Genomic DNA, 24,912 nt, shown 5'->3' with positions numbered 1-24,912 from the left:
ACCAGCCCGACCAGGATCATCAGGCCCATCCCGACCGGCAGCGCCGCCGCGCGCCAGGAGTTCGTGATCTCCAGCGCCGGCGTGGTCACCCAGACCTCGTCGGCGGCGAACTCATAGGCCGGCTCGACCACGAGGACCAGGAAGCCAGCCCGGCGGCGATGGCGACCACGTCGAGGAAGGCCCGCGGACGGGGCTTCAGGGCCGATGACGGCGGTCATCCGCATATGCTCGCCGCGGCGCAGGGCGACCACCGATCCCAGCATGGCCAGCCACAGGAACAGGATCGAGGCGAACTCGTCTGACCAGATCAGCGGTTCGTGCAGCAGATAACGGCAGATCACGCCGGCCAGCAGCACGCCGACCTCCGCCAGGACCAGAAGCGCGGCAGGGACTTCGACGAGAGCGCCGACCACGGTATCCAGCCCGGCGATCCAGCCCGGCGTCCGCACGCGCGGCGCGGCCGGAGCGGACTCGGACCATTTCCCGATCATCGATGCCCATCACCATCTCTATGATCTCGAGACCCATCGCTATCCCTGGCTGCAGGACGGGGTGAAGCCGAGCGCTTTCGGCGACTATTCCCCGATCTGCAGCAGCTATCTGGTCGAGCATTTCCTGGCCGATTGCCGCCGCCAGAACGTGGTCAAGTCGGTGCATCTCGACGTCGGTTACGATCCGGCCGATCCGGTCGGCGAGACCCGATGGCTGCAGGGCGTCGCCGACCGGCACGGCTTTCCGCACGGCATCGTCGGCTACGCCAACCTCGCCTTGCCGAATGTGCGCGATATCCTCGAAGGTCATCTTGCTTTCCGCAACGTCCGGGGCATCCGCCAGTCGCTGAACTATCATCCCGACCGGCGAAGACCTATCTCGACCGGCCAGGCGTTTGCGGCGAGGCCGACTGGCGGCGCGGCTTTGCCCTGTTGCGAGATCTCGGCCTGTCCTTCGACCTGCAGATCTATTATCCGCAGATGGAGGAGGCCTACGACCTCGCGCGGGCCTTTCCGGACACGCAGATCATCCTGAACCACACAGAGATGCAGGTCGACGGCCCGGAGCATTTCGAGGCCTGGAGGGCCGGCATGCGCCGCCTGGCGTCGGCGCCGAATGTCGCCTGCAAGATCTGCGGCCTCGGCATGGGGGACTGGACCTGGACGGTGGACAGCATCCGGCCCTATGTCCTCTCGGCGATCGAGGCCTTCGGCGTCGACCGCTGCATGTTCGCCAGCAACTTCCCGGTCGACAAGCTGTTCAGCAGCTACGACGCGATCTTCGACGCGTTCAAGCAGATCACCTTCGGCTTCTCGTGGGAGGAGCGGCGGCGGTTGTTTCATGACAACGCGGAGCGGTTCTATAGGCTCTGATCGCCTTCGCACATCTCGGAACGTGCCGCTCAATCAACGCAAGAATCGTTGCCTGCGGGTCCCGCAACCACCTTCGTCATCACGAAGGCTGCCGCATGGCGGCTTTTGGCACGGCCCCTCCTGGCAGGCCGGCCGAAAAGGGGGAAGCGGCCAGTCACGCCTTGGCCCTGCTGTCGAGCGCCTTGGATGAACCCGCCTTGGAGGCGACGGCTGGCTTCACCACTTTGGTCTTCCGCGCCTTGGCTGGCCTGGGCGTCTCGACATCGACCCATGCGCCCGCTTTGCCCGAAGCGATGATCGCGTCGCAGACGACCGTCGTCTCCAGCGCGTCGCGGAAGGTCGGCGCAGCCGGCTTGCCATCGGCAAGGCCCTGCAGGAAATCGGCGACCTGGTGCACGAAGGAATGCTCGTAGCCGATGGTGAGCCCCGGCACCCACCATTTGCCGAGATAGGGGTGTTCGCCGTCCGTGACCAGGATGGAGGTCCAGCCGCGGAGCACGCCGGGCGTGCGATGATCGAACCAGGCGACGCGGTTGAGGTCGTGCAGGTCCCAGGCGAAGGAACCCTTCTCGCCGTTGATCTCCAGCGTGTAGGCGGCCTTGTGCCCGCGCGCGTAGCGGGTGGATTCGAAGGTGCCGAGCGACCCGTTCGAGAAACGGGTCAGCACCGCCGCCGCATCGTCGATGCCGACCTTCTGCATCTTGCCGGTCAGCGCATGCTTGCGCTGCTTGACGAAGGTTTCGGTCATGGCGGTCAGGCTCTGGATCGAGCCGTTGATCCAGATCGCCGTATCGATGCAGTGCGCGAGCAGGTCGCCGGTCACGCCCGAGCCGGCCGCGTCGACATCGAGCCGCCATGTCCCGGCGCCGCCTTGCGGCACATCGGGCGAGATGGTCCAGTCCTGCAGGAATTTCGCGCGGTAGTGGTAGATCCTGCCGAGCAGGCCCTGGTCGACGATCTGCTTGATCAGGCTCACCGCCGGCACGCGGCGATAATTGTACCAGACCATGTTCGGCACGCCGGCCGTCTCGACCGCCTGCACCATCGGCAGGCCTTCGGCAGCGCTGCGGGCGAGCGGCTTCTCGCAGGTGACCATCTTGCCGGCCTCGGCCGCCGCGATCGCGATCACGGCATGGCTGTCGTTCGGCGTGCAGATGTCGATCACGTCGATATCCTTGCGCTCGATCAGCCTGCGCCAGTCGCTTTCGACGCCTTCATAGCCCCACATCTGCGCGAAGGCCTTGGCCTTCTCGCCGTTGCGGGCCGCGACCGCCTTCAGGACCGGCCGATAGCCGGTGTCGAAGAACTGCGAGACCTTGCCCCAGGCATTGGAATGGGCCCGCGCCATGAAGCCGTAGCCGACCATGCCGACGTTGAGTGTCTTGGCCATGATTGTTTCCCCCCGCTTCAGTCTTCGCGCCAGCCATGGGCGTCGCGCACCTTGATCATGGCGCCGAGCACGGCGTTCCAGGTCTTCTGGTCCTCCATCACCGCATTCGGGAACATGCAGCCATCCCAGCAGATATGGCGCATCCGCCTGGTGAGATGGCCATCGCCGTCGCGCAGCCAGTAGCCGGCATGCTTGACGATATCGAGCTTGCCGTTCGGGTCCGCGACCTGGCAGTGGCGGCCGGTCTTCTCATGGTCGCCCGAGCCGAAGACGGTGCCGTCATTCTGCGCGACGTGGAAATCCATGGTCCAGGGCCGGAGGGCATCGGCCACCTTCCGGTAGGCGGCGTCGAGCGTCGCGTGATCGGACCAGTCGAAATCCCTCGGCAGGATGCGGTCCTGCTCGGCGTTGGTGCCGAGCGTGTAGAGCATCGAATGCGCCATGTCGGCCTGGTAGCCGACCACGCCCGGGCGGTCGACGAGCTCGAGCAGCTTCACCATCTCGCGCCAGGAATGCATGCCGCCCCAGCAGATCTCGCCCTCGGCGACGAGGAATTCGCCATGGTCCTCGGCGATGTCGGCCGCGTCCCGGAAGGTCTGCGCGATCAAACGGGTATTGCCTTCCGGATCCTGGCTCCAAGCCTCGACGCCGGTGGAGGAGTCGATCCGGATGCCGCCGGTGGGCCGGATGCCCAGCTCGCGCATCTGTTGTCCGATGACGCAGGCTTTCCTGACCTGTGTGACGAAGCGCCTGCGGTCGTCGGCGGAGCCCATGGCCGATCCGCCGCCGGCACCGCCCCAGATCGGCGCGACGAAGGAGCCCACCTTCAGCCCATAGCCGGCGATATGATCGGCCATCCGCTTGACCGCATCCCCGTCGCTGTCGATCGAGACATGCGGATCGGTGATGAACAGGTCGATGCCGTCGAACCTGGCGCCGTCGACCTCGGCCTCGGCGGTCAAACGCAGGAGCGTGTCGAGCGGAATGATGGGCTCGGACTCGCCGCCCTTGCCGACGATGCCCGGCCAGGCGGCGTTGTGCAGCTTGGGGAAATTGTTGGTCATCGGATCCTCCCAGATCTGAAGTTATTCAGGCATTCTTTGGCTGCCTTTGACGCCCGGTTTGCCCGGTCAGTGCGATAATAGCGACTATCGCGCATCGAAAGTTGATGCGTGAACGGACGCCGTCCGAGCTCGACGTCCCGCCCCCGGCCAGCCGTCAAATTGCCCGAGCGAGGCGGGCGATCCTCCGACCCGACGGCTTGGGCTTAGAGCCCCATCGCCCGCTGGATCGATTGTGTCAGGTGAGTTCTGAGCGCCGCCTCGGCGGCGTCCGGATCCCTCGCCAGGCAGGCTTCCAGGATCTCGAGATGCTCCGCCATGGTCCGCCGCACCTTCGCCGCCGAGTAGGCATAGTGGTGGTCGAGGCGGATCAGGCGGATGTAGTCCTGCGTCTGCAGGAACGCCTTGCGGAGGAGGGGATTGTCGAGCGCGTCGATCGCGCCGAGGTGGAGACTGAGATCGACCTCCTCGATCCGGCGCGCCAGGTCGCGGTCGAGATCGGCTCCATCGACCCAGCCGACGACCTCGCGATGCTGCGCGATCATGGCTTCGATCCGGTCGCGCGGCGCCGCCTCGGCGAAATGCCGGATGGCGGGCGTCTCGAGGAAAAGGCGCAGCTGGTAGGAGTTGCGGACGAGCGCCAGGTCCGGCTTGGCGATCTCGATGCCGGCACGGGCCCGGATGGTCACGAGCCCTTCCGCCTGCAGCACCTGCAGCGCCTCCCGCAGGGGACCGAGAGGCGACCCGACGATCTCGACCAGCTCCGCCTGTGACATGAAGGCGCCGGGCTGCAGCCTCCGCTCGAACAGGGCCTCCTTGAACCGCTCATAGGCGACGCGGCTGAGATTCGGTGCGCCTTCGACGGCAAGCGTCGACGGGCGTTCGCCGGATGACTGTTTCAGCGTGCTGCTCATTTGCCTGATGATTCAATTGCCGCATTTAGAAATATCTGATAATCGAATTGATATATCAATAACCGTCGTTCAAGACGGCGTGCGGAGGAGCCCAGCATGCGGCTGACCGACTTCACCCTGACCCGCTTCCAGTTCGCCCGTGACCGGGTGATCGGCGACAGCCAAGTCCGCATCACCCAGGCGCATATCGGCGTCGTCGAGCTGCACACGGATGATGGGCGCACCGGCACCGGCTTCTTCCACAGCCTCTTCCATCCGCTGCCGGCGCTGGCCGAGATCGAGCGGGTCTTCGCGGAGGAGGCGTGGCCCGGCCTGGTGGGGCAGGCCCCGGCAGGGTTGATCCACCGCGTCACGCGGCCCCGCGGCGGCAGCAACCGCCGGACGTCGCTCGCCTTCGAGGAGGCGGTGGCCCAGGCGCTGTGGGACCTCGCGGCGCAGGACGCCGATCTTCCGCTCTACCGATACCTCGGCGGCAGCGATCCCAAGGTGCGGGTCTATGCCAGCGGGCTCGATTTCCACCTGACCGACGACGAATACGCGTCGCTGTTCCGGCAGGCGCGGGACCAGGGCTATCGCGGCTTCAAGATCAAGGTCGGCCATCCCGATATCGAATGGGATCTCCGGCGCCTGGCGCTGGTGGCCGAGATCGCGAAAGGCCATGGGCCGATCATGATCGATGCCAACGAGGCCTGGTCGCCGAAGGAGGCGATCCGGCGACTCGAGCATTTCCGGCGTGCCGGATTCGAGATTCTCTGGGTGGAGGACCCCTGCCTGCGCGACGACGTCGACGGCCTGCGGGAGATCCGCCTGGCCGCGCCGCATGTGCTGGTCAATTCCGGCGAGTATCTCGACCTGCGCGGCAAGCGCCGCCTGCTGGAAGGCCGCGGCGCTGATCTTCTCAACGTCCACGGCCATATCGGCGACGTGATGAAGGCGGGCTGGCTGGCGGCGGAGCACGGCATCCCCGTGACGCTCGGCAACACATCGCTGGAGATCGGGGTCCACCTGGCCGCCGCCCTGCCCGAGGCCAACTGGCTGGAATATTCGTTCCAGAACTACAACCACCTGGTCGAGAAGCCGATCGTCCTGCGCGACGGCTATGCCTTCGCGCCGGACCGGCCGGGCCATGGCCTCGCGCTGTCCGCCCAGGCTCGGGCCGGAGCGGCGCCGGAGGTGCTGCGGCCGGAGGACCTGCCCCCGGCCCCGGCGTCGACGCCGATCCGGCTGTCGACCTGACCAGATCCAAGAACGCAAACCAGGGGAGGACACGTCATGCTCGTCGATCGGCGCACATTGCTGCGGACGGCTGCGGCCGTTCCGGTTCTGGCGCTCGCGCCGCACTTCGCCCAGGCGGCGCCGGAAGACCGGATCAACTACTGGCACCACCTGACCAGCGAGAGCGAGTTCAAGGGCCTGGAGGCGGTGATGGCGCTGTTCCAGCAGCGCTATCCCGGCATCTCGCTGACCCAGGAGAACATCCCGAACCCTGAATACATGTCGAAGATCACCGCGGCGGTGGTCTCCGGGTCGAAGCCCGACACGGCGATGGTGACCGCCGAGCGGGTCAGCGATATGGTCGGGATGGGCGGGCTGATCGACCTCACCGACCGGATCAGGGGCTGGGACAAGGCGGCGGCATTCCCGGAGGACCGGTGGGCCGGGGCGAGCGTCGGCGGCAAGATCTACGGCATCCCAGCCTTCACCTTCGTCGACTGGATGTACTACCGGAAAGACTGGTTCGACGAGGCCGGCATCGGCGGGCCTCCAAAGACCATGGCCGAATTCCAGGACGCCGCGATCAAGCTGACCGACCCGGCGAAGGGTCGCTACGGCTTCGGCCTGCGCGGCGGGGCCGGCGGCTACCAATTCGTGGTCGACATGATCGAGAGCTTCGGCTCGCCGATCGTCGTGGACGGCAAGCCGGCGATGGACAAGCCCAAGGCCATCGAGGCGGTCACCTTCCTGTCGGAGCTGTTCACGCGGCACAAGGTCTGCCCGCCCAGCGCGCCCAATGACAGCTATCGGCAGATCATGGAGGCGTTCAAGACGGGCCAGACCGCCATGGTCTGGCACCACACCGGATCGCTGGTGGAGATCTCCGGCGCGATGAAGCCGGGCCAGTTCATGACGGCGGTGCGCCCGGCCGGCCCTGCCGCCCACATCGCCCGGCTGACCTATCAGTTCAACGGCCTGATGTCGGACGCCAATGCCGATGCCGCCTGGGCCTGGCTCGCCTTCTGGGCGGAACCCGACGCTGCGATCGCGTTCCTGGAGCAGACAGGGTACTTCCCGGCCTCGCCGGAGGCGGCGTCCGACAGCCGCATCACCGGCAATTCGCTCTACGGCGCCGCGGTCGAAACGACGAAGTTCGGCCGCCTGCCGCCCAAATTCATCGGGTCCGCGGGATGGAACGACAATGTCGTGCTTCCCGAATTCCAGAAGGTGCTGGTCGGCCAGAGCACGCCGGAAGCCTGCGTCGATGCCTTGATGGCCGGCCTCGAGGCGGCCCTGCAATAGCGGGCCGGCGGCCGTCTCGCCGCAGCGCCTTACGGCGCAAGACCAAGGTTCGAGGGAGGCACGGCATGCGCATCGCGGACATCCGCTGCTGGGTGGTCGAGACCGAGCACCCGGCCCACCCCTATCGTTGGCGCAAGGGGCTGGCCGGATCCGGCGACGGCACCCCGGCGGACCGGAAGCCGCTGAAGGCCGTGATCCGCATGGACACAGATGCCGGCATCACCGGCGCGATCGAGGTGGCGAACGCCTGGAGCGCGTTGAGCCTCGTCGACCGGCGGCTGAAGCGCCTCGTCGGCGAGAACCCGCTCCTGACCGAACGGCTCTGGACGCTGATCTGGGAGATCGACCGGATCGAAGAGATCCCGATGCCGCATCTCGGCATCGTCGACCTGCTCGCCTGGGACATCAAGGCGAAGGCCGCCGGGATGCCGCTCCATCAGCTGCTCGGCGGCCACGACCGCCAGGTGCCGGCCTACGCATCCACGGTCACCTGGGATTCGATGGGCGAATACGAGCGGCACATCAAGGAGTGCATCGATGCGGGTTTCACCGCCTTCAAGCTGCACGCCTGGGGCGACGCGAAGGAGGATGCGGCATTGTCGCGCAACCTGCGGCGCTGGGCCGGGCCCGACGCGGATCTGATGTTCGACGGGTCGGCCGGCTGGGACTACGTCACCGCCCTGCAGTTCGGCCGGGTGCTCGAGGCGGAGGGCTTCCTCTGGTACGAGGAGCCGATGCGGGAGTTCGAGCTGGGCTCGTACCGCAAGCTGTGCGATGCGCTCGACATCCCGGTCCTGGCGGCGGAGACCTCGGACGGCTGCCATTGGAACATGGCCAGCTGGATCCAGGCCGGCGCGCTCGACATGGCGCGGACCAGCACCTTCTACAAGGGCGGCCTGACCGGAGCGGTCAAGATCGCGCATCTGGCGGAAGCCCATGGCATGCGGGCACAGGTGCACGGGATGGGCCTCGCCAACGCCCAGCTCTGCGCCGCGATCCGCAACAACGACTACTACGAGCAGCTGGTCATCTCGAGCGAGCAGATCGCGGGCCTTGGCAACCTCGGGCCCTTGTCGATCGAAGGCGGCGTGCTCACGGTCTCGGATCGTCCAGGGATCGGATTCGACGTCGATTGGGAGCGGATCGAGGCCACCGCCGTGGCGCGGGCATGACGGCGCTGGGCCTGCCCTCGGCGCCGGCGGCGTCCCGCCGGCTCGGCCGGTTCGGCCGCCTGTCGGAGAGCCGGCGCTGGGCCTATTACCTTCTGCTGCCCAGCCTGGTGCTGATCCTGGCAGTCGTCCTGTACCCGACGCTGTGGGGCATGGTGCTCAGCGTCCGCGAGATGCGACTCAACCGGGTCGACCTCGGAACCGGCTTCGTCGGCCTCAAGCACTATCTCGCCCTGGCCGGAGACCCGGTCTTCTGGCTGTCGCTGAAGAACACCGTCGTGTGGGTCGCGGGGGCGGCGGCCGGCGAGCTTCTGCTCGGGCTTCTGACCGCACTCGTGCTCAACACCAGCCTGCCGGGCTTCCGCCTGCTCGGGATCATGGTGCTGCTGCCCTGGTTCCTGCCGAACGTCGTCGCCGGCCATATGTGGGCGCTGATGCTGGACCCGCGCCTCGGCGTGCTCAACGACATCCTGGTGCGCATCGGTGTCCTCGGCAGCTACAAGGCATGGTTCGCGGATCCGGACACGGCGATGTTCGCCGCCATGGTGGTGGAGATCTGGCACGGCTTCCCCTTCTTCGCGCTGCTGCTGCTGGCAGCCCTGAAGGGGATCCCCGGCGACCTCTACGAGGCGGCGGCGACCGACGGCGCCGGCCTGTGGCGCCAGTTCGTTGATGTGACCCTGCCGCAGCTGCGGGTCGTGATCGTGGCGACCGTCGTGCTGCGCGTCATCAGCTTGGTGAACTCGCCCGACATCCTGCTGATCCTGACCGGCGGCGGGCCGGGACGCTCGACCCAGGTGCTGTCGCTCTACGCCTTTCTGAAGGCGAACAAGGAATTCAACTTCGGCTACGCCAGCGCGCTGTCCGTGGTCATGTTCCTGCTGCTGATGGTGTTCAGCTACGCCTATGTGAAGCTCTCCAACGCGATGAGGGACTGATGCTTCGCAGCCGTTCCGCCCGGCGCCGGTTCCAAATCCTGCTCTGCTATGCCACGGCCCTGTCGATCGTGGCCTTCGCGATGTTCCCGGTGCTCTGGGCTCTCTTGACCTCCCTCAAGCCGGAATCGGACATCGTCACCACGATGATCCGGTACATCCCGGACCGGGTGACGTTCGAGAACTACGTCGCGATCTGGACGCGGTCGAACTTCCCGACGCTGATCGTCAACAGCGCCGTCGTGACGCTGACGACCGTGGCGATCTGCGTCGTGATCGGGACGCTCGCCTCCTATGCCGTCGCCTGCTACCGCTTCCGCGGCCGGCGCGAGCTGATGCTGTTCTACCTGGTGGTCCGGATGTTCCCGGCGGTGATGATCATCGTGCCGCTGTTCATCCTGATGCGGAGCCTCGGCCTGCTCGACAGCCGCCTCGGCCTGGCCCTGGCCTACACGACGTTCCTGCTGCCGGTCTTCATCTGGATGATGAAGGGGTTCTTCGATGCGGTGCCGTCCGAGCTGGAGGATGCCGCCCGCATCGACGGTGCCTCGCGCATCGGCGCGATGCTGCGCATCGTCCTGCCGCTCGTGATGGGCGGGCTGGTCGCCACCGCGGTCTTCGTGGCGATCGGGGCCTGGAACGAGTTCCTGTTCGCGCTGATGCTGACGACCAGCACCGGGTCGCGAACCTGGCCGGTCGGGCTGCAGCTCATGGTCGGGGAATTCCAGCTGCCCTGGGGTGCGCTCTCGGCCGGGGGCATCATCAGCATCGTGCCGGTCATCGTGCTGTTCGCAATCGTGCAGCGGGTCATGGTGCGGGGCCTGACGGCCGGGGCGGTGAAGGGCTGATCAGAGCCGCGTCGCGATGTACTTGGCCTCGAGGAATTCCAGCACGCCCTGCGCGCCGCCCTCCCGTCCGAGCCCGCTCTGCTTGGTGCCGCCGAACGGCGCCGCCGGATCGGAGACCAGCCCGCGGTTGAGGCCGACCATGCCGGTCTCGATGCGCCGGCAGACCCGCAGCCCGCGCGCCAGGTCTCGGGTGAAGACATAGGCGGCCAGGCCGTATTCGGTGGCGTTGGCGAGGGCGACGGCCTCGTCCTCGGTCTCGAAGCGGCTGAGCGCGGCGACCGGCCCGAAGATCTCCTCCCGCGCCATGGCGGCATCGGCCGGCACCCCGTCCAGCACGGTCGGCGGATAGAAATAGCCGGGCCCGTCCGGCCGCCGGCCGCCGCAGAGCAGCCGGGCGCCGCGCGACAGGGCGTCGTCCACCAGCCGCTCGATCTTGCCGACCGCGGCCGGGTTGATCATCGGGCCGCATTCGGTGGCGGGGTCGGCGCCGGGGCCGAGCTTCAGCGCCGCCATGCGCGCCGCCAGCTCCACCGCGAACCGGTCGTAGAGGCCGGATTGCACATAGAGGCGGTTGGCGGCGGTGCAGGCCTCGCCGCCATTGCGCATCTTGGCCAGCATGGCGCCTTCGATCGCCAACTCCAGATCGGCGTCATCGAAGACGATCAGCGGCGCGTTGCCGCCGAGCTCCATCGAGCAGCTCACGACATGCTTTGCCGCCTCGGCGAGCAGCACCCGGCCGACCTGGGTGGAGCCGGTGAAGGACAGCTTGCGCACCCGGGGATCCGCCAGCATCGCCGCCGTCACCGGGCCGGGGGCGGAGGTGGTCAGCACGTTGACGACGCCCGGCGGCACGCCGGCCTCGGCGCACAGGGCGGCGAGCGCATAGGCGGTCAGCGGCGTCTCGCTCGCCGGCTTCAGCACCACGGTGCAGCCGGCGGCCAGCGCCGGCGCGATCTTGCGGGTGGCCATCGCCGCAGGGAAGTTCCAGGGCGTGACGAGCACGCAGATGCCGATCGGCTCGTAATCGACGACGATGTGGTTCGCCCCGGTGGGGGAGAGCATGAAATCGCCGCAGATGCGCACCGCCTCTTCCGCGTTCCAGCGGAAGAAGTCGGCGGCGTAGGCGACCTCGCCGCGGGCGTCGCGCAGGGCCTTGCCGTTCTCCAGCGCGATCAGCCGCGCCAGGTCCTCGGCGCGCTCCGTCATCAGCTCGAAGCAGCGGCGCAGGATCTCCGACCGCCGGCGCGGCGGCGTCGAGCGCCACGCCCCGGCCGCCCGCGCCGCCGCCTCGACCGCGGCGGCCGCATCCTCGACCGATGCGTCCGGCACCTCGGCCAGGAGCTGTTCGGTCGACGGATCTATGACGGGGATCGGCTTGCGTCCCGCCGGCCACAGCCATTCGCCGCCGATGAAGAGGCCGCGGGCGCAGCTCGCCGGATCGAGGCCCGATGCGGAGGAGGGGAGCGGGGCTGAGAGCGGCGTCGCGAGGGTCATGGCCGGAGCCCTTATTCGAGGACAGGGTCGGATGCCGCGGCTGCCAGATCGCCGCGATAGGCGGCATCGACCAGCCGGCGCATCTCGGCGAGCCCGATCGGGCGCGGATTGTTCTTGATCAGGCGCTCGATGCCGACCGCCTGCTCGGCGGTCCAGTCCAGCTTATCGGCGGGCAGGCCGAGGCCGGCGAGCGTCGGCGTGATGCCGATGGCGCGCAGCAGCCGCATCACCTCGTCGATGGCGGCGTCGGCCAGCGCCGCGCGGGTGGTGCGCCCGCCACCGACCCCGAGCGTGACGGCGATCTCCGCCATCTCGTCCAGCGCCGCGGCGCGGTTGAAGCGCATCACATAGGGCAGGGCGGTCGCGACGCCCAGGCCGTGGGGCGTGTGGGTCAGGGCGCCGACGGGATACTGGATGGCATGCGCCGCCGCCGTGCCCGCCGTGCCGAAGGCGCAGCCCGCGGCCAAGGCCGCCATCATCACCTCGGCCCTCGCATCCTCGTCGCCCCCGTCGCGCCAGGCGCGTTCGAGGCTGCGCCCGAGGAGGCGAATGGCGAGGAGCGCGAAATGGTCGGTCAGCACGCTCTTGCCGATGAAGACGTGCTGCTGCGCGAGCTCCGGCGAGGACGGGCGCCGGCCCGCGGTGAACGCCTCGATGGCGTGGGTCAGCGCGTCGGCGCCGGCGACCGCGGTCAGGCCGGGCGGGCAGGAGAGGGTGAGGTCGGGGTCGCAGATGGCCGCAGCCGGGATGAGGTGCGGGCTCGAGATGCCGACCTTCAGCATCCGGTCCGGGTCGGAGATCACGGCGACCGGCGTCGCTTCCGACCCGGTCCCCGCAGTGGTCGGAACGGCGACGACCGGCAGCACCGGGCCCGGCACCTTGAACTCGCCGTAATAGTCCGGCAGCCGGCCGCCATGGGTGAGCAGCAGGGCGGCGCATTTCGCCATGTCGAGGCAGCTGCCGCCGCCGATGCCGATGACGAGGTCGGGCGCGAAGCCGCGCGCCTCCTCGGCGCAGCCGGCGGCGCTGTCGCGCGGCACGTCCGGCAATACACGGCCATAGACCATGACGGCAAGGCCGGCTTTGCGCAGCCCGTCCAGCATCCGCTCGAAATCGGATGACGTGGCGAGGCGCTCGTCGGTGCACAGCAGAGCCCGCCGCCCGAGGCGGCCGGCGACCGCGGGCAGGGCGTCGCGCTGGCCTTTGCCGAACAGGATCTCCCTGGGCAGCCGGATCGCCGAGAAGGACGTCACGATCAGCTCCATCCATTGATGACGCTGGAAGATCGCTTCTCCGACATCCTATATCAAATCGTATAGGATATCGTATTGAATGCAGCGAAGGATCGTGCTAGCTCTGCTGCGTTGTCAAGGGACAAAGCAGTGCGCAGCCAGAATCCACTCTCCGCGTCCCATCCGGCGGCCTATCCGGGCGAGAGCGCCCCGGTGATCCAGCGGGGCGCCAGCCTCGCTGAAGAGGTCTACGAGGCGATCTTCGCCCAGCTGATGGCCCTGAAGATCCCTCCCGGCGGCCGCATCACGGTCGACGCCCTGGTGCGCGAGTTCAACGTGTCGCAGACTCCGATCCGCGAGGCGCTCGGCCGCCTGGAGGGCGAAGGCCTGGTGGTCAAGACGCATCTCGTCGGCTACAGCGCGGCGCCCCAGATCTCGCGCCGGCGCTTCACCGAGCTGTACGAGCTGCGCCTGCTGCTCGAGCCCGACGCGGCGCGCAGGGCTGCGGCGGCAATGACGGATGCGGCGATGCAGGAGTTGACCGAAGCGGCGGGAGTGATGTCGCGCCCGGACGGACCGGACGCACGGGCCCGCTACTCCCAGTTCGCGCGCGAGGACGCGGTGTTCCACGACAAGATCCTCGCGGTCGCCGGCAACGAGCTCATCCGCGAGACGCTGGCGCACCAGCACACTCATTTCCACATCTTCCGCCTGATGTTCCATTCGCGGGTGACCGAGGAGGCGCTCGACGAGCACGCGGCGATCCTCGCCGCCTTCTCCCGGCGCGACCCGGACGAAGCCGAGCGGGCGATGCGCACGCATATCGAGCGGTCGCGCGACCGCCTGCTGCCGGCATTCGACTGATGGTGGCTGTGGTTCCGCCCGGCACGCATCCCTCGCCCGAATGCGGGAGTCGCCAGCGGTGAGCGGATCCGTGATACGCTGGGATGAAGGGGAGGTAGCGATGGGACAGGTCGACGCCTGCGCGCTGAGCCTGACGAATGTCAGCAAGTCCTATGGACGCGTCACAGCCCTGCGCAACCTGTCGTTCAGCGTCGCGGAAGGCCGCTTCTTCGTGCTGTTCGGGCCCAGCTCGGTCGGCAAGACGACGACGCTGCGCATGATCGCCGGTCTCGTCGCGCCGGATCGGGGCCGCGTCGAGATCTTCGGTCGGGATTGGACCCACGAGCCGATCGTGGGACGCGGCGTGTCGATGGTGTTCCAGTCCTTCGCGCTCTATCCGCATCTCACCGTCTATCAGAATCTGGCCTACCCGCTGGTCGAAGCCGGGGAGGGGCGGCAGGAGATCGATCGCCGCGTGCGGGAGACGGCGGCGATGCTCCGGCTCGACGCGAAGCTCGACCGCAAGCCCGGCACGCTCTCGGGCGGCGAGCAGCAGCGGGTCGCGCTCGGCCGGTCGCTGATCCGGCGCCCCCGGATCCTGCTGCTGGACGAGCCCCTGACCAATCTCGACGCCAAGCTCCGGCACGACATGCGCGCCGAGCTCAAGCGGCTGCACCGCCAGTTCGGACTCACGATCGTCTATGCGACGCCCGACGAGCTCGAGGCGCTGTCGATGGGCGAGGAGATCGCCGTGCTGCGGGACGGCGGCGTGGTGCAGACCGGAACGCCCGACGAGCTCTACGAAGCGCCGCGCGATCTGTACGTGGCCGGCAAGATCGGCTCGCCCGCCATGAACATGATCAAAGGCACGCTGGCCCGCGACGGCACCGTCATCGAGTCCGCGATCGGCCCCCTGCCGTGCCCGCGCAAGCTGAGCACCGCGGAAGCCGGCGAAGCGGCCGTGGTGGGCATCCGGCCGAGCGACATCCGCCTGGCCACAGGCGACGAAGGCGGTGTGGCGGCGAGCGTCGCCATGCTGGAGCCGCTGGGCGACGTCACGGTGATCTCGATGGCGGCCGGCGGAGAGACGCTTCGGCTGGTGCTGCCGGAAGCGGCGGCTTCGGGCCTGCAGCCCGGTCAGCAGGCCTCGATCGTTCTCGATCCTGGAAAGCTCCACGTCTTCCGGGCCTCGAACGGACAGGCGATCACCTGACGCAGGAGGCCCAAGGACCAGAAGAGGCATAAGACCAAAACACAATAAAAGACCGCCGATAATACATGGGAGGAGATCTGAAGATGACGGCGACGACGAAGATCAAAGGCGCAGTGGCGGCAGCGGGACTGGCTGCTGTCCTGATGATGGGCGGGGCCAGGTTTTCCTTGGCCGAAGAGGTGACGCTGTCGATGGCGGTGCCCGACTGGCCGCCGACGCGTATCATGAAGAAGTTCTTCGACGAGCAGTACAAGCCGAAATCCGGAAACACCGTGAAGCTCGACGTCGACTTCATTCCCTGGCCCGATTTCTATACCCGCGTGAACGCCTCGCTCACCTCCGGCGAGCAGAAGTACAACTTCATCGTGTCGGACTCGCAGTGGCTGGGCGCCTTCGTCGAGGGCGGGTATTTCCGGAAGATCAATGATCTCCTGGACGCCGATCCCGAGTTCAAGAAAGCGTTCATGGAAATCCATCCCAACCCGCTGAACGCCTACGCGACCTATCCCTACAAGTCGGAAAACTACTACGGCTTCCCGCAGTTTCCCGACGTGCTGGTCACCTTCGCGCGCAAGGACATCATCTGCGACGAGACCGAGCAGAAGAACTTCATGGCGAAGTACCAGAAGAAGCTGCCCTGCACGGGTGAAGAGATCGACGCCATGACCTGGGACGATTTCAGGAATGTCGGCGAGTTCTTCCGGCGTAAGAAGGGAGAGATGCTGGCGGGCAAGCCTGCCGAAGACGATTTCTACGGTATCGCCTTCCAAGCCGGGAAAAGCTACGACTTCTCATCCATGCAGATCAACGGCTTCATCTGGCAGATGGGCGGCAACATCTGGGATGAGACCCAGGTGCCGCAAGGTCAGGCGGAGGGCGTGGTGAATTCACCGGCCGCGGTCAAGGCGCTGGAGACGTATCTGAGCCTGATCGAGTACATGCCGCCGGTGGCCAAGACCGGCACCATGGACATCTTCAAGACGGACGAGCTGTTCCGCGAAGGCAAGGTGGCCATGAACGTCAACTGGATCGGCCTGGGCGAAGCCTCGCTCGACCCGAAGACCTCGAAAGTTTCGGACAAGCTGGTGTTCGGCCTCATGCCGGGAACCACAGGACCCGACGGCAAGATGGTCCGCTGGTCCAATATCGGAGGACAGCCCTTTGTGCTGACCACCTGGACCACCGACATCCAGATCAAGGAGGCCGTGGAGTTCGTGAAGTGGTGGCTGTCGTCCGACATCCAGCACCAGTTCGCGGCGGCGGGCGGCCAGTCGGCGATCAAGTCCGTGTATTCGGATCCCAAATACGTGACCTATCGCCCCTGGAACCGAGCCTGGGCCCCGTCGCTGGACTGGCAGAAGGACGTGTGGCACGTGCCCCAGTTCTTCGAGTTGCTGACCCAGCAGCAGGACCAGTTCGATCTCGCGATCACCGGCAAGCAGGACGCCAAGACGACCTTGGACAACATCGCCAAGTTCCAGCAGAACCTGCTGACCGAGGCGGGCTTGATCGAATGATCTGACGGAGGCTGCTGCCGCCGGTTGTCCGGGCCGGCGGCAGCAGCCCCGAGCCGCAGCCACGCGGGCCGGATCCGACAGGCAGAATTGCGATCGAGAGCGCCCATGTCACTGACACCAACCATGTCGGCCCCCAGGGGGCGGACGTCGCCGGCATTTCTGGAGGTCTCCGCCGACAATTGGCGGCTGGCCATCGTCGCGGGCGTCGTCGTCTCGGTGGCCGCCGCCGTGGCGACGCCCGCGGCCGTCGCCTTCTGGATCGTCGGCGCCATGGCGGCGCTGGTCGCCGCGGCGTTCGCGGTCAACGCCTATCGCCGCCGTTACTACGGCGGGCTGCTCGTGGCGCCGGCCATCGCCGTGCTGTTCACGATGAACATCTTTCCGCTGCTGTGGTCGCTGGGGCTTTCGTTCTTCGCCTACCAGTCGAACCAGCAGTCGATCCGGTTCGTCGGGCTCGGCAACTACATCAAGGTGCTCACCAACGACATCGCCGCGGCGGCCAACTGGCATGCGCTGATCAACACGGCGATGTTCGTCGTGCTCACGGTGACGGCCCAGATGGTCGTCGGCTTCCTGCTGGCCATGCTCTTCGCCAAGCAGTTTCCGCTGCGCAAGTATCTCCTGATCCTCGTGCTGACGCCGATGATGCTGTCGGTCGTCGCCTCGGGCGTGTTCTTCACCTACTACTACGACCCGACCTTCGGCATCCTCAGCTATGTGATGAACGGCATCGCCGACGGCCAGTTCATCCTGATGGACAGCAAGGCGGGCGCGGTGGCGGGCATCGTCTTCGCCGATGCCTGGATGTGGTCCCCCTTCGTCATGCTGCTCGTGCTTGCGGGGCTCGTCTCCGTGCCGAAATACCTCTACGAGGCGGCCGCCATCGACCGCGTCTCCGCCTGGCGGCGCTTCTGGACCATCACCTTCCCCTATATCCGCGGGCTGCTGATGCTGGCGCTGCTGTTCCGCACCATCGAGGCGTTCAAGCTGGCCGACCTCGTCATCCTGCTCACCAAGGGCGGCAACGACACGATGACGATCTCCTACCACCTGATCCGCATCGCCAACGAGCAGAACAAGACGAGCGAAGGGGCGGCGATCTCATACGTCATGCTGTTCATGGTGATCGTCCTCACCAACCTCTACCTCTATCTCGCCAACCGCAGGAACCGGGAGAGCTGACCATGGCCTCCGGCCCCTCCATCTGGGAACGCATCGGGTTTCGCCGCAGCCACGGCGTCGCGGAGGCCGGCTGGGGACGCACCCTGGTCGTGGCGGGCGTCAGCTTCGTCTACTTCCTGCCGGTGCTGTTCATCATCTTCACCGCCATCAAGCCGCAGGAGCTGGCGCTGTCGGTGCCGCCGACGCTGTCGCCGACCTCGCTGTTCGGCCTGATCCCCGACCGCTTCGTCTTCTCCCCGACGCTGGAGAATTTCGGCTCGGTGTTCTCGCGGGTGATGACGGCCGGCGGGCAGCCGGAGCCGACCGGCTTCGACCGCTTCTTCTTCAACTCGATCGTGATCGCGACCGTCTCGGTCCTGCTCGCCCTCGTCCTCGGCACGCTGGCGGCCTACGGCTTCTCGCGCTACCCGCTCAAGGGCAACGACACCTATCTCTTCATCATCCTGACCACCCGGATGCTGCCGGCCATCGTCGTCATCATCCCGGTGATCCTGATGTTCCGCGCGGCGGGCCTGTCCGGGTCCTATCCCGGCATCATCCTGCTCTACACCGCCTTCAACCTGGCCTTCACCATCTGGATGATGAAGAGCTTCTTCGACGAGCTCTCGCCCGATGTCGAGGACGCCGCCCGCATCGACGGCTCGTCCGAGGTCAAGGTGTTCTGGAAGATCTGCCTGCCGCAGGTCGTCGCGGGCCTCGCCGCGACCTTCGTGTTCGGCCTGATCCTGACCTGGAACGAGTTCCTGTTCGCCCTCCTCCTGACCGGGCCCGACACGCGCACCGTGCCCGTGGCGATGAACCAGGCCGTCTCCTCCGGCGGCCGCGGCACCGACTGGACCCTGCTGGCCGCGATCGAGACGCTGTTCCTGATCCCGGTCTTCCTCGTCACCTTCTTCCTGCAGGAGCACCTGCTGCGCGGCGTCACCTTCGGCACGGTCAGGAAATAGCCATGTCGACCATCGAGATCCGCAGGATCACCAAGGCGTTCGGCCCGTTCGTCGCGGTCCGGGACGCCGACCTGTCGGTGGCGGCGGGGGAGGTCGTCTGCCTGCTCGGCCCGTCGGGCTGCGGCAAGACCACGACGCTGCGCATGATCGCGGGGCTGGAGCGGGCGACGGCGGGCGACATCGTGATCGCCGGGCAGCGCATGAACGAGCTGCCGCCGCAGAAGCGCAACATCGCCATGGTCTTCCAGTTCTACGCGCTGTATCCGGCGCTGACGGTCGGCGAGAACATCGCGATGCCGCTGCACCGCGAGGGCATCGGCAAGGCGGAGATCGCCGCCCGCGTCGGCAGGGTGGCCGAGATCCTGCATCTGCGCGATGTGCTGGACCGGATGCCGGGCCAGGTCTCGGAGGGGGAGAAGCAGCGCGTCGCCGTCGCGCGCGCCATCGTGCGCGATCCCAACTGCTTCCTGTTCGACGAGCCGCTGTCGCGGCTGGACGTGGAGCTGCGCCACGCCATGCGCGGCCAGATCAAGGCCGTGCTCTCCAACCTGTCCAAGGCCACGGTCATCGTCACCCACGACCAGCTCGAGGCCCTGACCATGGCGGACCGCATCGCGATCATGCGCGACGGGCTGATCGAGCAGGTGGGAAGCCCGCATGAGGTCTTCGCCAAACCGGCCAATGTCTTCGTCGCCAGCTTCATCGGCACGCCGCAGATGAACCTGATCGAGGCGGAGCTCAAGGGCTACGGCGGCGGCAAGGCGACGGTCACTTTCGACCAGCAGGACGTCGATCTCCTCGCTGACCCCGCCGTCGCGGCCCTGGGGCCGGGGAGGGTCACGGTCGGCGTGCGCCCGCGCGCCTTCACCGTCGTGCCCGAGGATACCGCCGGCACCATCGATGCCGTGACCGAGCTGATCGAGCCGATGGGCGCCGAGACGCTGATCCATGCGCGGACCAAGGCCGGCGGGGACATCCGGGTGGTCGTCCCGCGCGACAGGAAGGTGACGATCGGCGAGCCGCTCCATCTGATTCCGGATCCCATGCAGACCCACATCTTCGCCGCGGACGGCAAGGCGGTCCGCGCATGAGCAGGCACGACCAGGGCAATGGCGGGCTGTCGCCCGCAGCCGCACGCAGGCTGGAATACGCGATCATCGGGCTCGGCGTCGCGGCGCTCCTGCTGATCTTCCAGCCCTTCGAGATCGCGCTGTTCACGGCCGGGGGCGTCATCGTCGTCGTGGCGGCGCTGGCGAATAACCTGCTGCCGCTGGCGCAGCCCGGCGTTCCGAAGCGGACCGTGGTGAAGGCGGCGATGATCGTCGCCATGATCTTCTGCCTCGTCCTGCTGGTCGCGATCCTGGCCGCGTATCTCTACGGCCTGTTCTTCCTCAAGCCGCCGGATCCCAACACCCTCTCCGGCAAGGCCCAACTGGCCGCCAAGCCCTGGTACATGCACGGCTTCACCTGGACGGTCGCGATCATCGCCTGCGTCCTGGCCGGCGCGCTGATGCTGCAGGGCCGCCGGAGGGGCGGAAGCGAGGAGGGATCCGGCGAGCACAATCCTTCAACATCCCCAGGGGAGTGAACGATGAGCCATCGCGATCAAGCCGCCGCCTTCCATCGGATGCAGCAGCTGATGTCCACATCTCCGGTTCCCTCCATCTCCACGGAGCTGCTGGTCACGGCGGACGGCGAGCTGAACCGGGAACTCAACAGCTTCCTGTTCGACCCGCCCTCCGATCCGAACCTGCTGAAGGGCAAGCGCATCGCCATCTGCTGCACCAACGGCGTGGAGGAGGTGGAGATCCTGGGCGCCCATCGCTGGCTGACCGAGCACGGAGCCACCGTCCACATCGTCTCGCCGCGCATCGGCGAGTTCGACCCGACACTGGGGCTGCGCTTCCCGCCGCAATGCGCCACCCATGTCCTCGCCATCCGCCTGATGGAGAATGCCGGCTGGCTGAAGATCGACCGCTACACCGACGAGGCCAAGGCGGCGGATTACGACGCCGTGCTGCTGCCCGGCGGCTGCTGGAACCCCGATGCGCTGCGGATGGACCAGCACGCCCGGGCCTTCGTCCGCGCCATGCACGAAGCCGGCAAGCCGACCACCGCGATCTGCCATGGCCAATGGGTGATGGTCAGCGCCGGGATCCTCAAGGGCCGGCGCGCCACCGCCGTGTGGAACATCCAGATCGACCTCGAGAATGCCGGCGCCGTCGTCCTCGACGAACCCTGCGTGGTCGACGGCAACCTGATCACCGCGCGCTTTCCCTATGACCTGCCGCGGCTGGTCCAGGCCATGGTGCAGCAGCTGCTGGCTGCGAAGGGTCAGGCGTCGGCGGCGCAATAGGCGCCGCGGCTGATCTCGCCTGAAGGGGGCGGGCCGGCGACCCGCGACGGCCGAGGGAGGAGGGGGCATGAAGTTCGGCTTCAACCTGCTGCTCTGGACGGGGCATGTCACCGACGAACATGCGCCGCTGCTGGAGGCGCTCCGGGAGACCGGGTACGACAGCGTCGAGATCCCGGTCTTCGAGGGCGCGCCCGCCGACTACGCCAGGCTCGGGGAGCGGCTGGCGGCGCTGGGCTTCGACGTCACGGCCGTCAGCGTGCTGGGGGCGGGGCACAACTGCCTCTCGGGCGACCGGGCGGAGCGCGAGGCCGCGCTGGACCGGGCGAAATGGGTGGTCGATTGCGCCAGGGCGCTCGGAGCATCCATCGTCGCCGGCCCGATGCACTCGCAGCTCGGCCATTTCACGGGCCACGGCCCCACGGCCGAGGAGCGCCGGCGCGGCATCGACTTCCACCGCCGTGCCGGCGACCACGCCCATCGGCACGGCGTGCGCTTCGCCCTCGAGGCGCTGAACCGCTTCGAGTGCTACTTCCTCAACACGATGGATCAGCTGGCCGGCTATCTCGACGAGGTCGACCATCCCGCCGTGAAGGGGATGTACGACACCTTCCACGCCAATATCGAGGAGAAGGACCCGGTCGCCGCCATCGGCACGATCAGCCGCCACCTGATCCATGTCCATGTCTCGGAAAACGACCGCGGCACGCCGGGCAGAGGCCACGTGCCGTGGGCGGCCACCTATCAGGCGCTGCGGGCCGCGGCCTATGACGGCCGGCTGACGATCGAGGCCTTCGGCCGCGGCGTTCCGGCGCTCGCCGCCGCCACCCGCGTCTGGCGCGACTTCTTCCCGGACGAGGAAGAGGTCTACCGGTCCGGCCTCGCGCATATGACGCGGGGCTGGGCCGATGCGGGGGGCTGAGCGATGCGGGCGCCGGACCGTCACGCCCGCAGGCGCAGGCGCATGACGATGTCCTGATCATGGTTGCCGAAGCCCCGGCCGAAGATGTTGAGGCCGCCCGGGTGCTCGGCGTTCTCCTCGATGCCGATCCGGAGGCGGATCGCGTGATGGTCGTTCAGGCGGAGCTGGTCCAGTGTCACGGCGGAGGCGCGGTTGCCGTCGACGAAGGCCCCTTCGTCGGTGACGCGCCAGGTGACGAGCTTGCCGTATTGCGAGCCGGCGAGCTTCCACCATCGCGGCGTATAGCGGCCGCGGGTGTCGCCGTAGTCGCCCGGCGACGTCCAGGTCGCGACGGCGACATGGTTGATCCACAGCGTGATGTCCGATGGCCAGTCGCTGTTGGTGCCGGGCACTTCCGACGACAGCTCCATGGTGACTTCGAGTTCTTCTATCGCCTTCCCGACCACCTTGGCGTTGTTGGGGAACTTGTATTCGACGAAGCCGCGGCCGAACCAGATCAGGGAGGCCTTCATCCGGTTCGGGTCCAGGAAGTGGTCGGGGACGTCGAGAAGGCCCAGCACGCCGTCGGTCGAGCACAGTCCGCAGGGGGCGCTGACCTCGCAGGTGGTGTAGAGGCCGATCGGCATCGCGACCTCGATGATCCGGTCGTCCTGCAGCGCGTCCGGATCGTCGAGCCGGACCGTGATCTCGTCATAGAGGGCCGAGCAGACCTTCTGCTGCCCCTTGCTGGCCTTCACGGTCTCGGTCCGGATCAGCTCGGCCCGCTCCAGCTTCTGCACGTTGATCGCGACCGTCGACTGCGGCAGCTCCAGCTCGCTGCTGATCTGGTTGACGTTCAACGGCCCGCGCTGCCGGAGAAGCCTGAGCATGGCCAGCCTGACGGGGGAGGCGAGCGCGTCCAGCGCCTCGCCGCCTTCGCCCGCCATCAACGTCAGCAGCCGGCGCTGTGGGACATCCATCGCACGATCATCCTCGAGGGCTGCAAGCACGATTGCAGGCATGTGTATCAGAGATATTGATATATATCAAAATCATTGACGCTTAGATCGAATGAGGTTTCACTCGCTGCCGGGCCGGCTTCAGAACCGGTGGATAGGGGAGGAACCCATGCGCGTCATGAAATCGCTCATGCTCGCCTTTGCGGGCCTCGTCGCCAGCACGGCCGCGTCGTTCGCCCAGGGCACGATCTCGGATCTGCCGCGCCGCGAGACGCTGATCCTCGAGAACCCCGAGGGGACGATCAAGAATCCCGGCTGGTTCAACATCTGGGCCATCAATGCGGGCGGGCAGTACACCGGTCTGCACCAGCTGGCGCTCGACACGCTCTGGTACATCGATCCGGAGCGGGGGCTCGACGGCTCCTGGCAGAATTCCCTGGCCGCCGAGAAGCCGATCTACAATGCCGACTTCACGGAAATGACCGTGAAGCTGCGGCCCGGAATCTACTGGAGCGACGGCGTCGAGTTCACCGCCGACGATCTCGTCTACACCGTCGAGACGCAGATCAAGACGCCGGGCATGCGCTGGAGCGCGCTGCTCTCGCTCAATGTCGACAGCGTCAAGGCGGTCGATCCGCAGACCGTCGTCTTCAGGCTGAAGAAGCCGAACTCCCGCTTCCATGCGCTGTTCACGGTGCGCTTCAACGCCATCTGGATGATGCCGAAGCACGTCTTCGAGAAGGCGCCCGATCCGCTGCGGTTCGACTTCAACAAGCCGGTGTCGCTAGGCGCCTACACGCTCAACAGCTACGACCCCGACGGCAAGTGGTTCGTCTGGCAACGACGCGACGACTGGCAGCGCACCACGCTCGGCCGCTACGGCCAGCCCGGCCCGAAATACGTCGCCTATGTCGACGCCGGTCCGCCGGACAAGCGCGTGATCGCGCAGCTCAACCACGATCTCGACGTCATCCACGACGTCGCGCCCGAGGGCATGTTCACCCTGGCCAAGCAGTCGAAGTCGCTGAAGACCTGGTTCAAGGGCTTCCCCTACGGCCACCCCGACCCGACCCTGCCGTCGGTGATCTTCAATCAGCAGAACCCGGCCTTCCAGAACCGCGACGTGCGCTGGGCTCTGGCGCTGCTGATCGACATCCGCGCCGTGGCGATGGCGTCCTACCGCGGTGCCGCGACGATCTCGGCCATCGCCGTCCCGCCGACCGGCACCCATCCGGACGACTATCACAAGCCCCTGCAGGACTGGCTGGCCGGCTTCGAGCTCGACACCGGCAAGGAGAAGATCAAACCCTATGACCCGACGATCGGGCAGCAGATCGCGACGATGCTGCGCCCGTCGATGGGCGATCAGATCCCGACCGATCCGGCGGAGATCGCGCGCTCCTTCGGCTATGGCTGGTGGAAGACCAACCCGACCGCCGCGGCCGAGCTGCTGGAGCGGGCCGGCTATTCCAAGCGCGGCAACGCCTGGTACACACCGGATGGAAAGCCTTTTTCCATCAAGATCATGGTCGAGGGCGACTCCCGCCCGGTGATGACGCGGGCCGGCACGATGATCGCCCAGCAATGGCGCCAGTTCGGCATCGACGCGAAGATCGACGTCGCCCAGGGCACCAACATGCTGGACCGCCGCGGCGCCGGCGATTTCGACACCTTCATCGGCTGGAGCGTCGAGACCTATGGCGGCCACCCGGATCTCGCCTTCTTCCTCGACAGCTGGCACTCCCAGTTCGTGGCGCCGGCGGGCAAGACCCAGTCGCCGCGCAACTGGCAGCGCCTGGCGAGCCCGGAGCTCGACACGCTGATCGAGCAGATCCGCACCGTATCCTTCGAGGATCCGCGGACGGTCGAGTTCGGGCGCGACTTCGCCAGGTTCATGGTCCGCGAGATGCCGGTCATCCCGCTGATGGCCTACAACGTCTTCACGGCCATGGACGAGACCTACTGGACCGGCTACCCGACGGCCGACGATCCCTACACCAATCCGGTGCCGAACTGGGGCAATTCGCGCCTGATGATGGTGCGGCTGAAGCCAGCCCAGCCCTGACCCCTGCG

The 24,912-nt window shown here is 67.2% G+C and carries 23 protein-coding genes and 1 pseudogene; 17 read left to right on the top strand and 7 right to left on the bottom strand.

Features of this window, described 5'->3' with window-relative positions; genetic code table 11:
• Positions 1-44 precede the first annotated feature (44 nt).
• Positions 45-491, bottom strand: a pseudogene (locus G537_RS45180) (TRAP transporter small permease); the annotation flags it as partial.
• Positions 492-552: 61 nt separating this feature from the next.
• On the opposite strand from G537_RS45180, the gene G537_RS44755 reads away from it, so the two are divergent.
• Positions 553-1,026, top strand: a complete 474-nt coding sequence (locus G537_RS44755) for a hypothetical protein (RefSeq protein ID WP_211230485.1) — start codon at positions 553-555, stop codon at positions 1,024-1,026.
• Positions 924-1,364, top strand: coding sequence for an amidohydrolase family protein (locus G537_RS44750; protein WP_211230484.1), 441 nt, complete (start codon positions 924-926; stop codon positions 1,362-1,364). The genes G537_RS44755 and G537_RS44750 overlap by 103 nt, the downstream gene beginning before the upstream one ends.
• 154 nt (positions 1,365-1,518) lie before the next feature.
• Here the strand turns inward: G537_RS44750 and G537_RS39555 are convergent, their stop codons facing one another.
• The 3 genes from G537_RS39555 to G537_RS0123720 all read right to left on the bottom strand — a co-directional run bounded on the left by G537_RS39555 (position 1,519) and on the right by G537_RS0123720 (position 4,729).
• A complete protein-coding gene (locus G537_RS39555; protein WP_081688999.1) occupies positions 1,519-2,754 on the bottom strand; it encodes a Gfo/Idh/MocA family protein in 1,236 nt (411 codons plus the stop codon).
• A 17-nt stretch (positions 2,755-2,771) separates the two neighbouring features.
• Positions 2,772-3,818, bottom strand: a complete 1,047-nt coding sequence (locus G537_RS0123725) for a sugar phosphate isomerase/epimerase family protein (RefSeq protein ID WP_026872235.1) — start codon at positions 3,816-3,818, stop codon at positions 2,772-2,774.
• A gap of 203 nt (positions 3,819-4,021) precedes the next feature.
• Positions 4,022-4,729 carry a GntR family transcriptional regulator gene (locus G537_RS0123720; protein ID WP_051249015.1) on the bottom strand — a complete coding sequence of 236 codons (708 nt, stop codon included), beginning with the start codon at positions 4,727-4,729 and terminating at the stop codon, positions 4,022-4,024.
• Positions 4,730-4,825: 96 nt separating this feature from the next.
• On the opposite strand from G537_RS0123720, the gene G537_RS0123715 reads away from it, so the two are divergent.
• From G537_RS0123715 to G537_RS0123695, 5 genes are all read left to right on the top strand, one after another.
• Positions 4,826-5,965 (top strand): mandelate racemase/muconate lactonizing enzyme family protein, encoded by a 1,140-nt coding sequence (locus G537_RS0123715; protein WP_026872233.1) that lies wholly within the window; start codon positions 4,826-4,828, stop codon positions 5,963-5,965.
• Between the two features lie 36 nt (positions 5,966-6,001).
• Positions 6,002-7,246 carry an extracellular solute-binding protein gene (locus tag G537_RS0123710; RefSeq protein WP_026872232.1) on the top strand — a complete coding sequence of 415 codons (1,245 nt, stop codon included), beginning with the start codon at positions 6,002-6,004 and terminating at the stop codon, positions 7,244-7,246.
• A 65-nt stretch (positions 7,247-7,311) separates the two neighbouring features.
• Entirely contained in the window at positions 7,312-8,418 is a 1,107-nt protein-coding gene (locus tag G537_RS0123705) for an enolase C-terminal domain-like protein (protein WP_026872231.1), read from the top strand.
• On the top strand, positions 8,415-9,353 hold the full coding sequence (locus G537_RS0123700) for a carbohydrate ABC transporter permease (protein WP_026872230.1): 939 nt from the start codon (positions 8,415-8,417) through the stop codon (positions 9,351-9,353). Before G537_RS0123705 ends, G537_RS0123700 begins: the two co-directional genes overlap by 4 nt.
• Positions 9,353-10,198, top strand: coding sequence for a carbohydrate ABC transporter permease (locus G537_RS0123695; protein WP_026872229.1), 846 nt, complete (start codon positions 9,353-9,355; stop codon positions 10,196-10,198). The genes G537_RS0123700 and G537_RS0123695 overlap by 1 nt, the downstream gene beginning before the upstream one ends.
• Here the strand turns inward: G537_RS0123695 and G537_RS0123690 are convergent, their stop codons facing one another.
• Both G537_RS0123690 and G537_RS0123685 read right to left on the bottom strand, forming a co-directional pair.
• A complete protein-coding gene (locus G537_RS0123690; protein WP_026872228.1) occupies positions 10,199-11,692 on the bottom strand; it encodes an NAD-dependent succinate-semialdehyde dehydrogenase in 1,494 nt (497 codons plus the stop codon). It abuts the gene before it with no gap.
• A gap of 11 nt (positions 11,693-11,703) precedes the next feature.
• A complete protein-coding gene (locus tag G537_RS0123685; RefSeq protein WP_026872227.1) occupies positions 11,704-12,945 on the bottom strand; it encodes an iron-containing alcohol dehydrogenase in 1,242 nt (413 codons plus the stop codon).
• 129 nt (positions 12,946-13,074) lie between these two features.
• On the opposite strand from G537_RS0123685, the gene G537_RS0123680 reads away from it, so the two are divergent.
• The 9 genes from G537_RS0123680 to G537_RS0123640 all read left to right on the top strand — a co-directional run bounded on the left by G537_RS0123680 (position 13,075) and on the right by G537_RS0123640 (position 21,901).
• A complete protein-coding gene (locus tag G537_RS0123680) occupies positions 13,075-13,788 on the top strand; it encodes a GntR family transcriptional regulator (protein WP_211230483.1) in 714 nt (237 codons plus the stop codon).
• A 100-nt stretch (positions 13,789-13,888) separates the two neighbouring features.
• Complete coding sequence (locus G537_RS0123675; RefSeq protein WP_026872225.1) at positions 13,889-14,980, top strand: ABC transporter ATP-binding protein; 1,092 nt, start codon at positions 13,889-13,891, stop codon at positions 14,978-14,980.
• Positions 14,981-15,063: 83 nt separating this feature from the next.
• Positions 15,064-16,497 (top strand): extracellular solute-binding protein, encoded by a 1,434-nt coding sequence (locus G537_RS0123670; protein WP_026872224.1) that lies wholly within the window; start codon positions 15,064-15,066, stop codon positions 16,495-16,497.
• Positions 16,498-16,602: 105 nt separating this feature from the next.
• Positions 16,603-17,679 (top strand): carbohydrate ABC transporter permease, encoded by a 1,077-nt coding sequence (locus tag G537_RS0123665; protein WP_211230482.1) that lies wholly within the window; start codon positions 16,603-16,605, stop codon positions 17,677-17,679.
• A gap of 2 nt (positions 17,680-17,681) precedes the next feature.
• A complete protein-coding gene (locus G537_RS0123660; RefSeq protein ID WP_051249011.1) occupies positions 17,682-18,626 on the top strand; it encodes a carbohydrate ABC transporter permease in 945 nt (314 codons plus the stop codon).
• Between the two features lie 2 nt (positions 18,627-18,628).
• Entirely contained in the window at positions 18,629-19,717 is a 1,089-nt protein-coding gene (locus G537_RS0123655) for an ABC transporter ATP-binding protein (protein ID WP_026872221.1), read from the top strand.
• Entirely contained in the window at positions 19,714-20,214 is a 501-nt protein-coding gene (locus tag G537_RS39550; protein ID WP_064742200.1) for a hypothetical protein, read from the top strand. The genes G537_RS0123655 and G537_RS39550 overlap by 4 nt, the downstream gene beginning before the upstream one ends.
• A gap of 51 nt (positions 20,215-20,265) precedes the next feature.
• The gene (locus G537_RS0123645; RefSeq protein WP_162146142.1) at positions 20,266-20,982 is read left to right on the top strand and encodes a type 1 glutamine amidotransferase domain-containing protein; all 717 of its coding nucleotides are present in this window, start codon (positions 20,266-20,268) and stop codon (positions 20,980-20,982) included.
• Positions 20,983-21,049: 67 nt separating this feature from the next.
• The gene (locus G537_RS0123640) at positions 21,050-21,901 is read left to right on the top strand and encodes a sugar phosphate isomerase/epimerase family protein (RefSeq protein ID WP_026872219.1); all 852 of its coding nucleotides are present in this window, start codon (positions 21,050-21,052) and stop codon (positions 21,899-21,901) included.
• 20 nt (positions 21,902-21,921) lie between these two features.
• Here G537_RS0123640 and G537_RS0123635 read toward each other — a convergent pair whose 3' ends face one another.
• Positions 21,922-22,860: an ArsR/SmtB family transcription factor gene (locus G537_RS0123635; RefSeq protein ID WP_026872218.1), complete on the bottom strand. Its 939-nt coding sequence runs from the start codon at positions 22,858-22,860 to the stop codon at positions 21,922-21,924.
• Positions 22,861-23,008: 148 nt separating this feature from the next.
• Between G537_RS0123635 and G537_RS0123630 the strand changes: the two genes are divergently transcribed.
• Positions 23,009-24,904: an ABC transporter substrate-binding protein gene (locus tag G537_RS0123630; RefSeq protein ID WP_026872217.1), complete on the top strand. Its 1,896-nt coding sequence runs from the start codon at positions 23,009-23,011 to the stop codon at positions 24,902-24,904.
• Positions 24,905-24,912: the final 8 nt, after the last annotated feature.

This window comes from Inquilinus limosus DSM 16000, assembly GCF_000423185.1.
GTDB lineage: Bacteria > Pseudomonadota > Alphaproteobacteria > DSM-16000 > Inquilinaceae > Inquilinus > Inquilinus limosus.
This window is presented reverse-complemented; position numbering and strand designations above follow the sequence as displayed.

What these genes read in the sequence shown, in the direction of transcription:
- G537_RS0123715 (WP_026872233.1), top strand. Translation starts at nt 4,826, where the DNA reads ATGCGGCTGACCGACTTCACCCTGACCCGCTTCCAGTTCGCCCGTGAC.
- G537_RS0123695 (WP_026872229.1), top strand. Translation starts at nt 9,353, where the DNA reads ATGCTTCGCAGCCGTTCCGCCCGGCGCCGGTTCCAAATCCTGCTCTGC.
- G537_RS0123705 (WP_026872231.1), top strand. Translation starts at nt 7,312, where the DNA reads ATGCGCATCGCGGACATCCGCTGCTGGGTGGTCGAGACCGAGCACCCG.
- G537_RS0123640 (WP_026872219.1), top strand. Translation starts at nt 21,050, where the DNA reads ATGAAGTTCGGCTTCAACCTGCTGCTCTGGACGGGGCATGTCACCGAC.
- G537_RS0123645 (WP_162146142.1), top strand. Translation starts at nt 20,266, where the DNA reads ATGTCCACATCTCCGGTTCCCTCCATCTCCACGGAGCTGCTGGTCACG.
- G537_RS0123630 (WP_026872217.1), top strand. Translation starts at nt 23,009, where the DNA reads ATGCGCGTCATGAAATCGCTCATGCTCGCCTTTGCGGGCCTCGTCGCC.
- G537_RS0123700 (WP_026872230.1), top strand. Translation starts at nt 8,415, where the DNA reads ATGACGGCGCTGGGCCTGCCCTCGGCGCCGGCGGCGTCCCGCCGGCTC.
- G537_RS39555 (WP_081688999.1), bottom strand. Translation starts at nt 2,754, where the DNA reads ATGGCCAAGACACTCAACGTCGGCATGGTCGGCTACGGCTTCATGGCG.
- G537_RS39550 (WP_064742200.1), top strand. Translation starts at nt 19,714, where the DNA reads ATGAGCAGGCACGACCAGGGCAATGGCGGGCTGTCGCCCGCAGCCGCA.
- G537_RS0123710 (WP_026872232.1), top strand. Translation starts at nt 6,002, where the DNA reads ATGCTCGTCGATCGGCGCACATTGCTGCGGACGGCTGCGGCCGTTCCG.
- G537_RS0123725 (WP_026872235.1), bottom strand. Translation starts at nt 3,818, where the DNA reads ATGACCAACAATTTCCCCAAGCTGCACAACGCCGCCTGGCCGGGCATC.
- G537_RS0123670 (WP_026872224.1), top strand. Translation starts at nt 15,064, where the DNA reads ATGACGGCGACGACGAAGATCAAAGGCGCAGTGGCGGCAGCGGGACTG.
- G537_RS0123690 (WP_026872228.1), bottom strand. Translation starts at nt 11,692, where the DNA reads ATGACCCTCGCGACGCCGCTCTCAGCCCCGCTCCCCTCCTCCGCATCG.
- G537_RS0123660 (WP_051249011.1), top strand. Translation starts at nt 17,682, where the DNA reads ATGGCCTCCGGCCCCTCCATCTGGGAACGCATCGGGTTTCGCCGCAGC.
- G537_RS0123665 (WP_211230482.1), top strand. Translation starts at nt 16,603, where the DNA reads ATGTCACTGACACCAACCATGTCGGCCCCCAGGGGGCGGACGTCGCCG.
- G537_RS0123720 (WP_051249015.1), bottom strand. Translation starts at nt 4,729, where the DNA reads ATGAGCAGCACGCTGAAACAGTCATCCGGCGAACGCCCGTCGACGCTT.
- G537_RS0123655 (WP_026872221.1), top strand. Translation starts at nt 18,629, where the DNA reads ATGTCGACCATCGAGATCCGCAGGATCACCAAGGCGTTCGGCCCGTTC.
- G537_RS0123675 (WP_026872225.1), top strand. Translation starts at nt 13,889, where the DNA reads ATGGGACAGGTCGACGCCTGCGCGCTGAGCCTGACGAATGTCAGCAAG.
- G537_RS0123635 (WP_026872218.1), bottom strand. Translation starts at nt 22,860, where the DNA reads ATGGATGTCCCACAGCGCCGGCTGCTGACGTTGATGGCGGGCGAAGGC.